Genomic DNA, 1,297 nt, shown 5'->3' on the forward strand with positions numbered 1-1,297 from the left:
GAGTCAGCTGCCGGTAATGCGTAGTCATCTGCGCTTGAATCCTTCGGTGTGAGAGCCTGGATTCTACCGGTGGCTGACTCTCTGCCTATCGTTTCAAACGTTGCACTTATTCTATGAATTCAGGTCGCATAAGAACTGCTCGGAGTATCGATTGCGAGTATTGATGTTGTTTGAGTTGTCCATGTGAAGGAATAAATCTGGAGAAATATATTTGCAAAAATAGTAGTGGTTGTTGTTTATGTTTGCGGGCTTCAGGTACAGATAACCCTGTATCTGCTGCGATTGCAGTGACGATAGTAAGGCGTTGAGGGTGGGCCGGATCAGGACGGCAGGTGAGTGGTTAATAGGGGAAACGGACGTTATTTCCCTGAATGTGCTGTAGCTGTTGCACTTTAAGAAGTGAGTGAGGTAGGTGTCCTTGATGTCGCACTCTTTGCCGTGTGTGGATTTGAAGCGGTCGATAAAACGGAATGTTTGCCACAGCTCCTCAAGTGATTTTTCAAGGGCGCTACCAAGATCTTCGGTATAGGCCAAGCCCGCACAATATTGAACGTGATGTTTAGGATTTTTTTGCCCGTAGACCATCAGCAAGCAGAGGCCAGGGAAGTTACTGTCCGAAATATCAATGGCCGCCAATTCACCCCTGTTTGCGAGTGTATGATAGAGGGTGCCGGTGCGGCTGTTCGAAAGGACATTGTTTATTTCTTCGCGACGGATGACGCGGTTGCATGTTTTTGTCAGCCACAACCTAGCTAGAAATTGCCGCTCCAGTTGTTCTCTTATTGCTCCACTAATCCCATGTTCCGCGCGCCAATGAAAGCTGCCACAGGTGTCTCGCCGTGGATAGAACACGGTATCGCCTTCTAATAAATGGTAGCTCAATGATAAAAGAACAGTCGGGATGTGGCAGTGTGTGAAATCAGATGTGCGATACACTTTGCTTAGATTAAAGGAATGTTTTTTTATTTGTGCAGCGGTCAGTGTGCGCTCACTTGTTTGTTCAAGTGCATAGACGAGTCTACAGATTTCATCGGTGGTGAGAGAGTGTCCTAGCGTTGCGTGTAGGTCGGGGGTGATTTCTCTGTAGAAATGACGCCTTTCAAAATACTCGCCCAATGCGGTGACAACGGACGGTGTACCTGTACCAATGCCCGAGCCTGCGATTGACCATTGGCGGCGGCAAAAACTGAGTGCAACACCTGACCTTTCCGGTACGGTGCTGCCCCTATGTCCTATTCCGAACTCAGCGTTGAAGAACGCGCCACCATTCAAATCGGCAATGCCCAAGGCTTCAGCC

At 48.5% G+C, this 1,297-nt stretch carries 1 protein-coding gene; it reads right to left on the bottom strand.

The genetic code is table 11. The features are described from left to right. Positions 1–111 precede the first annotated feature (111 nt). Positions 112–1,116, bottom strand: a complete 1,005-nt coding sequence (locus tag AC19YR_RS24735; protein WP_500600439.1) for a YcaO-like family protein — start codon at positions 1,114–1,116, stop codon at positions 112–114. Positions 1,117–1,297: the final 181 nt, after the last annotated feature.

This window comes from Pseudomonas sp. MF08817, assembly GCF_059862705.1.